At 44.6% G+C, this 7,971-nt stretch carries 6 protein-coding genes and 1 tRNA gene; 1 reads left to right on the forward strand and 6 read right to left on the reverse strand.

Annotated elements, in window-relative coordinates; all coding sequences use genetic code 11:
* Positions 1-391 precede the first annotated feature (391 nt).
* The 5 genes from FC20_RS08760 to FC20_RS08780 all read right to left on the reverse strand — a co-directional run bounded on the left by FC20_RS08760 (position 392) and on the right by FC20_RS08780 (position 3,838).
* Entirely contained in the window at positions 392-763 is a 372-nt protein-coding gene (locus FC20_RS08760; RefSeq protein WP_008461266.1) for a DUF956 family protein, read from the reverse strand.
* A 9-nt stretch (positions 764-772) separates the two neighbouring features.
* On the reverse strand, positions 773-1,687 hold the full coding sequence (locus FC20_RS08765; protein WP_008461268.1) for a PTS system mannose/fructose/sorbose family transporter subunit IID: 915 nt from the start codon (positions 1,685-1,687) through the stop codon (positions 773-775).
* A gap of 29 nt (positions 1,688-1,716) precedes the next feature.
* Positions 1,717-2,529: a PTS mannose/fructose/sorbose transporter subunit IIC gene (locus FC20_RS08770; protein WP_008461271.1), complete on the reverse strand. Its 813-nt coding sequence runs from the start codon at positions 2,527-2,529 to the stop codon at positions 1,717-1,719.
* Positions 2,530-2,547: 18 nt separating this feature from the next.
* Complete coding sequence (locus FC20_RS08775; protein WP_008461273.1) at positions 2,548-3,549, reverse strand: PTS sugar transporter subunit IIB; 1,002 nt, start codon at positions 3,547-3,549, stop codon at positions 2,548-2,550.
* 201 nt (positions 3,550-3,750) lie between these two features.
* Positions 3,751-3,838, reverse strand: a tRNA-Ser gene (locus FC20_RS08780).
* A gap of 443 nt (positions 3,839-4,281) precedes the next feature.
* Here FC20_RS08780 and nhaC point away from each other — a divergent pair.
* A complete protein-coding gene (nhaC, locus tag FC20_RS08785; protein WP_008462618.1) occupies positions 4,282-5,652 on the forward strand; it encodes a Na+/H+ antiporter NhaC in 1,371 nt (456 codons plus the stop codon).
* Between the two features lie 196 nt (positions 5,653-5,848).
* Here nhaC and FC20_RS08790 read toward each other — a convergent pair whose 3' ends face one another.
* On the reverse strand, positions 5,849-7,441 hold the full coding sequence (locus FC20_RS08790; protein ID WP_008462620.1) for an NERD domain-containing protein: 1,593 nt from the start codon (positions 7,439-7,441) through the stop codon (positions 5,849-5,851).
* Positions 7,442-7,971 lie beyond the last annotated feature (530 nt).

A 7,971-nucleotide genomic window follows, 5' to 3' on the forward strand; every position in this document is an offset into this window, starting at 1 on the left:
CAGACGTTGAGTGTCTAATAATGACAGCTCAACTCCATTGGACTTCAGATTGAGAACGAGCCTGTTCTTTGGAAGCTTATTCCTAGGTCTGAGTTTGTCCTTCGGCAGCTCGAGCGGTACGATTTGATGTTCAGTCATAATATCGTGTTCCTCCGTATTCAATTGTTAAGAACAGTATATGACTATTGACTGGGGGTTGATAGATACTGCGCTATTGGGTGCTTACGGTCTATTTCTTTGTTTCTGTCATTTTTAGAAGCTCAATTTTCCTTGTTCGTAGCTGGCCTAAGCTTAATCTACCTGGAAAGATCTAAGGAGCTCTAGAGATGGAATTTTTACCATATTAAACAAGCATGCAAAAAAGCCTGGACCAGCGTCCAGACTTTTTTACTTATTTCTTCTTGTGACGGGTAAAGAACAGCTTGATCGTGCCGCCAACTCCCAAGGCTTGCCGCATGTGGTCCGCCGGAACGTACTTCCGGATGGCCCGCAGGGTTTTCTTTGGGTCCTTAGTCGCAAAGATGAACTTGCCATCTTTCTTGGTTCTGATTTCAAAACGCGGGATATATTTGCCCTTGAAGTGAACGTCAGCTACGACATAAGTGACCTGATCCCAAGGAATTTGGACATAATCTTCGACATTCTTTTCGTTGTAAAATTCATAAGCTTCATCGCCGATCATGATCTTGCCGTAAACCGGCATGGTCCGAAACCAAGTTGCATTGGTTGCCAGATCGACTTCTTTATTCATTGATTGAGCCATGATTGATTTTTACATTAAGCCCCATACGTGGAAGAGGATACCAACAACGAAGATCCCCAAGATAATAACGATTGGTGAAACTTTCTTCTTAAGCAGCCACATGCAAAGGAAGGTAAGCAGCAAACCAGCCAAACCTGGGATCAAGCTGTCCAAGTTGTTTTGCAAGGTAGTAACCTTGTACTTAGACAGTGACAAGCCAGCAGCTTGTTGAGTCAAGGCTTCGCGGATACCAGCTGCACCCTTTGGCAGCTTGCTCCAGTCGATGTAACCACCAGATTGAACTGGCGTCTTGGAAACTTGAACAGTAAAGGTAATGCTTACCCAACGTTCGATCAAGGCACCCAGGACGAACATACCCATCATGGCAGCCCCACGAGTAACCTTCTTCAAAAGACCACCTGAAAGGTCGGCACTAATAGCGGCACCAGCCTTGTAGCCCAATTCTTGAGTGTACCACAAGAAGGCGATACGGATAACGTTCCACAAGACGAAGAACAAGATTGGCCCCATGATGTTGCCATCGACGGCCATTGAGGCACCAAGGGCACCGATAATTGGACGAATGGTGTACCAGAAGACAGGGTCACCGACACCGGCCAAAGGCCCCATCATACCAACCTTAACACCTTGGATAGCTTCGTCGTCAACTTCTGCACCGTTTGCACGGTCTTCTTCCAAGGCCAGGGTAACACCGATGATTGGTGAAGCAAGGTATGGGTGAGTGTTGAAGAAGACCAAGTGACGTTGCAAAGCAGCAGCCATGTCTTCCTTCTTTGGGTAAAGCTTTCTTAAAGCTGGGATCATACTGTAGGCCCAACCACCGTTCTGCATTCTTTCGTAGTTCCATGAACCCTGCAGAAGTTGTGAGTGCCACATAACATCCCAACGATCACGCTTTGATAAAGTTACTTTCTTTTCAGTCATGATTTTGTCTCTCCTTTCTGGCCTGATTTTTAATAGTCATCGATGATATCGCCAAGCGGGTCACCAGTACCTGCTGCAGCGCTATCGCCAGAACCCTTGCTTACGTTAGCTTCCAAAGCTAAGTACATCAGGGCAAGAGACAAACCAATTGCACCGAGGGCGATCAAAGTCAAGTCCTTAACGCCGGCCAAAGCAAAACCAATAGCGAAGAATGGCCATACTTCACGGCTAGCCATCATGTTGATAACCATAGCGTAACCTACGGCAACAACCATACCACCACCGATGGTCATACCTTCTGAAAGCCATGCTGGCATTGAGTTCAAAGCGTTTTGAACAGTTGAACTTGGAACAGCCAAAAGCAAAGCTGCTGGGATGGCAATACGCAGACCTTGAAGGCAGACAGCGATCCATTGCCATACGTTGATCATTCTCCAGTTACCTTCTTCAGCGTGCTTGTCCATGATGTGAACAATGGCCGTTGAAATGGTACGAACAATCATGGTCAAGAACAAGCCGGCTACGGCCAAAGTGATGGCCAAACCAGTGGCAGTACCAATACCCTTGGTACCTTGACCACCCTTGAACAAGATCAGGGCTGAGGCTACGGCTGCCAAAGCGGCGTCAGGTGCAACAGCGGCACCGATGTTAGCCCAACCCAAGGCGATCATTTGCAAATAACCGCCGAGGACAATACCTAAAGTAAGATTGCCAGTAACTAAGCCAAGTAAAGTACAAGCAACTAATGGTTGGTGGAATTCCCATTCATCCAGGATACCTTCCATCCCGGCAAGGAAAGCTACCACAATCACCAAAATGACTTGAATAGCATTTAAGTTCATTTTTAACTCCTTTTCCCACTAATTCTTTTGTTCATCAAGCAAGCTTTGTGCCTTCTTCAGAATTGAGTCCATGTTTTCTGGGTTGTCTGAAGGAACCTTCCGAACGTCGAACTTGATGCCCATCTTTTCGAGTTCACGGAAAGTGTCGACATCAGTTTGGTCCATTGACAAAACAGTGTTGGCATTAACCTTGCCCTTGCTGTATGACATTGAGCCAACGTTCAAAGTCTTGATATCTACGCCGTTCTTGATCGTTGCCAGAGCGTCTTCTGGGTTTTCGAAAAGCAAGAAGGCATGAGTAGTACCAAAACGTGGGTCCTCAGAAATTTCCTTCATCTTCTTCAGCGGAACCGTGTGAGCCACAGTGCCAGCTGGAGCAGCTTCGCGGATCATGCTCTTACGCAAGTTGTCCTTGGCAACCTTGTCAGAAACCACGATAACCCGGTCTGGGTGAAGTGATGGAATCCAACCCGTTGCCACTTGACCGTGAAGCAAACGTGAGTCAATTCTAGCACCAACGATCTTGATATGACCGTCGCCTAATACAGTGCCTTCAGGAATAGCTTCCTTAGGTGCGTTTGATGCTTGTGGTTGAGCGGCCTTTTCTTCCTTAGGCATTAAGTCTTCAGGCTTGGTCTTGATACCATCCTTTGCTGGCTTAATGATCGCCGTAGCAATTTCCTTTGCCGTAGCCTTGTCATTGATCATTCTTTGGGTCAATGCTTCGACTACCATTGGCAAGTTCATGCCAGAAACGATTGCCCAGTCATCGTGACCATCGAGCAAACCGTTGGCTTGGTTGAAAGGCGTGCCACCCCACAAATCGACCAGGAACAAAACTTGATCTTGGTCAGCAAAAGAAGCAACAGCTTCATTCATCTTACCCTTAATATCATCTGGGCCTTCTGAAGGCTTCAGAATGACATGGGCAAAATTGTCTTGTGGGCCAAAGAGCATTTGTGCAGATTCAGCAATGCCGTCTGCAAAACCGCCATGGCTAGCTAAAACAATTCCTACCATGATATTTCCTCCTCAAAAACTTCGGTACATACCCATTATACTATATAAACCGCTTACGTAAAGGGCCAACTGAAACCTTTTTCAGTTTTTTGTTAAATTTATCTTGAGAAGTGAAAATCATTCAAAAGTGTAAGTATTTTTTTGAATACTGTAAAAAAATAAGCACAGGATCAAATTGATCCTGTGCTTATGAATTCGTAGCGGAGTAGCAGAGATTCGAACTCTGGCGCCAGTTTCCCGACCTACACCCTTAGCAAGGGCGCCTCTTCAGCCACTTGAGTACTACTCCAAGTCATATGCATTAATATTAACAAAGAAATTACGAATGGTCAACACCTTTTAGTCAGTTTTTCTTTTGTAATTTTGCTAGTAATTTCATCGCTTACTGAAAAGTACCTTATGATTTCAATCACAGCGCTTTTTAGTGATAGGAAAGTTGAAATGTTAAATTTTGCTGAGTCTTTGACTTGCAGACAGATTTTTTTAATGATATAGTGGTAAGCAATTCAGATTACCTGCAAGCAATCTTTAGTAGGCAGGCAGCTCAGAGTTCAGAAAACCGGCGGTTGATGCGAGCCGGGCAGGCTGCTGGTCCGAATTACGCGTTTGCACGCTAAGCGGCGTTACTGCTAAAGAGGTGAACTGCGTTCACGAATTGCGGGTGGTACCACGTTTCTTTCGTCCCAGCTAGGCTTTGGCCTGGCTGGGACTTTTTTGTTTTGGGAGAAAGCAATGAAAGATAAAATCAATTTTAAGGAAGCTGTTGTTATTTTAATTGGCATGCTTTGCGTTTTGGGAATCGGCGTGATTGGCCTGGGCCTGTCGCCCCAGCTGCCAGTTTTAACCGTGATCGGCCTGTTGATCTTTTGGCTGGAATTTCGCGGGCACTCTTTTAAAGAGCTCATGAAGGGGATCACCGAAGGCATTTCGACTGCGATTGTGCCAATTTTTATCTTCTTATTAATCGGTAGCCTGATCGCCGTCTGGATCCAAGCCGGGATTATTCCTTCTTTAATGGTGGTGGGCTTTCACATGATCAGCGTCCACTTTTTCCTGCCATCGGTCTTCTTGGTCTGCTCTATGGTGGGCTTGGCCATCGGTTCTGGCTTTACCACCATTTCAACGGTCGGCATCGCCCTCTTCGGGATGGGCAACACGCTGGGGATCAACCCGGCAATTACTGCCGGTGCCATCATTTCCGGGGCTATTTTTGGCGACAAGATGTCGCCACTGTCTGACTCCACCAACCTGGCCTCAGCCGTGGCCGAAAGCGACCTTTTTGACCACATCAAGAACATGATGTGGTCGACCATCCCAGCCTTCTTGGTTTCGCTCGTCCTCTTTTTCTTCCTGGGCCAAAGCAGCAAGGCCGCCTCTTTAGCTAATATTACGGCGGTTGAAAATGTATTAACTAAAAACTTTTCCGTGTCGGCCTGGGCAGCCCTGCCAATCATCTTGATGTTCGTCTGCGCCTGGAAAAAGGTGCCGGCGATCGAGACGCTTTTTGCCAATATCTTCTTGTCAGTCGGGATGATTTTTATCCAAAAACCAGCAGGCTTTGGGGCCAGCAGCCTGGCAAGCCTAATCGAAAGCGGCTTTGTATCAAAGACCGGCAATAAGGCTGTCGACGCCCTCTTGACCCGGGGCGGGATCTCATCGATGATGGGCACTGTTTCCTTGATCATCATGACCCTGGCTCTTGGCGGGATCTTGATGCACGTGGGCATTATCGAAAGCGCCATGAAGCCCTTGATCGACCACTTGAAAAAGCCAGGCAGCCTGATTACTGCCACTATCTTGGCGGGAATCGGCATCAACCTTTTCGTCGGCGAGCAGTACCTGTCAGTGATTCTGCCCGGCAACGCCTTTAAGTCTGCCTTCAAGAAGCTTCGCCTGTCGCCCCTGGCCCTCAGCCGGGTTCTGGAAGACGGCGGCAGCGTCATCAACTACCTGATTCCGTGGGGCGTGGCAGGTTCCTTCGCCGCCTCCACCCTGGGCGTGCCAGTCTTGGCCTTTTTGCCCTTCACCTTCTTTAGCCTCTTTTCACCAATCTTCTCGATCTTGAGCGGCTTTTCCGGTGTCGGGCTGAAGTGGGACAAGTAAAAAACGCGGCTTGTGGGACGCGAATTTACTCAACTAAGCTGATTTTTCTCATAATTTGTCTCAAAATTGACTCAACTAAAAGCTGATTTTTAATCTTTACTTTTTTCTTTACTCAACTAAAACAGTTATTCTCATTTTTGGCCCCGTTGTTTACTCAACTAGGGCCATTTTTTTAATGTTCAATTCCAAAATTGACTCAACTACCTAAAAAATTTTCATCAAATATTTTTCGAGCTAGTCCTTTTTCTTCATTGGTTAAGATTGGGTTGCTTTCAATATTGTTCAAAAAACGATTTTTCCATTCAAGGTTTAACATATCGTGTGCTTGATAAGTAAAAGCCACCCCAATAATCTGATTTGACTTGCCACGCTCAAACTGATAGCTTAATCCCCTAAAAAACGGGGCCAAATAGATGACCGACTTCCTAATAATTTCTGACGCAACTTTATGATTTCGGTAGCTTGGCGGGATTGCCAGTAGGTGGCGCAAATCTTGAAAAGATAGGCGACACGAGCCATATTCAGCCGTTGAAACTAGCAATCTAAAGAGCGTCTTTGCCCATTTATACTTGATTTGGCGCAGTAAATTATAATTCCATGAACACAGATCTCCATTGTATCGGCTGAGCTTTTTATCGACTGCCACCTTCATTATGCCCGCTGAGTACTCCGCCTTAACAAAGAGACCTGTTTCTTTCATAAATGCAGCCACTTTAACAAGGTTGTTATCTAAATATCTGGGACTCTTTGATGGCAAAAAAATCGCATCTTTTAGTTCATTTTTAGTTAGCGTAATTAAGGATCCACCTTGTCCATATGCCTTTCCTACGATGTACCAAAAAGCATTCTGTTGAGGTCCGCTTAAACCAATAAGTGGAATTTTATTTAGATGGTTGTGGTAAGTGACGATTTGATCAGTCGGAACATGATAGCGGCAGGCCATGGATACTTGATTAATCTTTTCCAAGTCATCACTCGTGAGATTGAAAGTAACGTTGTCTTTATACCTTCTTCTATCAGATACTGCACCGGTTCGAATTACCCTAGCAATTTGCTGAACCTGTTCCGTAGTAAAAAGGGCATTAGTTTCACCATTGCTTATTCGCAGATTTAGTTCATTCAGTTTTAACGCTTCTGAACCAGAGTGCAGTAATTGGCCCTGATTGATGATCTCAAAGTCAACTGCTCCTGTCCGATCAACAATTACTAGAAAAGTTTTAACTGCAGTTGACGGAATGTCGATTTTGGCATCAGCCAAACAATCTAATATTGCTTCTTTGTGAAAGGCAAGCTGATCATTAATTTTTGAAGAAAGAGCTCGAAAATCAAAAGTACCATGATCAATACTTCGTGCTTTCACTTCCAAAGCGAAAATTCCCGTATCAGCAACAACGAGATTATCAATCTGATTGTCGCTCCTTGACCAGTCTCGTCCATATTGATAGGGCAACACCACATTATGGAAAATCACTTTTTTAGAATTGCGTATCTTGTTAATAGTTTGAGTAACAAGTTGCTCGCCTGCCGCACCAGCCAATAAGTAGCTCACGTTATTCAGTTGTTTGGCAGTTAATATTGGCATATTTAAGCTGGAATAAACACGATTATATTGCTCAAAAAGCTCATTAAGCTTTCGGAGCTCCCAGACATTGCTTAACGAAAGTTGTCTTAAACAGTCATAGTTTTTATTTAGCAGCTTCTCTAACTTTACTGCAGACTGAATTGCACGCTCATTGGAAATTGTTCTTTCGGTTCCGGTCGTAAACCAGTGGGTAAGGTTATTAGTCATTTTTTTGCCTCCACTTATTATTACAACTTTTTTGCCCGAAATTTTTTCGCTATCTGCGTTTATATAACAAACTTAAGGAAACGTTCCAAAGTGTTCTAATAGGCAGACAATTTTGTAAAAAGTCGAAACTACTGTCAGCTCGCTGACGCCTCAAAAAGAGCCTGTAGCACGTCTTTCAAGCCAAGCAGTCAATTAACTAGGACAAGCTTAGCCGCAAATTTGACTCAACTAAACCGGACTTTTTAATAATCGCGGCAACTTTTTACTCAACTACAGAAGCCTTTCTCATAATTGCTACACGACTTTACTCAACTACAGCCATATTTCTCATAATTCTTCCTATGTTGTACTCAACTACAGGAACTTTTCTCATAATTCTCCCTAAAATTGACTCAACTAGTTCTTCGTCTCTCATAATTCGAATTATTAAAAGCTAAAACGCAGTTGAGTCAGTTTTGTACTTGAAGATTAAAAAATCGGTCGTAGTTGAGTACGACCAATTCCTAATTATTAAAATGCTGCTGGTAGTT

Origin of the sequence: Lactobacillus equicursoris DSM 19284 = JCM 14600 = CIP 110162, from assembly GCF_001434815.1 — a bacterium.
Lineage (GTDB): Bacteria > Bacillota > Bacilli > Lactobacillales > Lactobacillaceae > Lactobacillus > Lactobacillus equicursoris.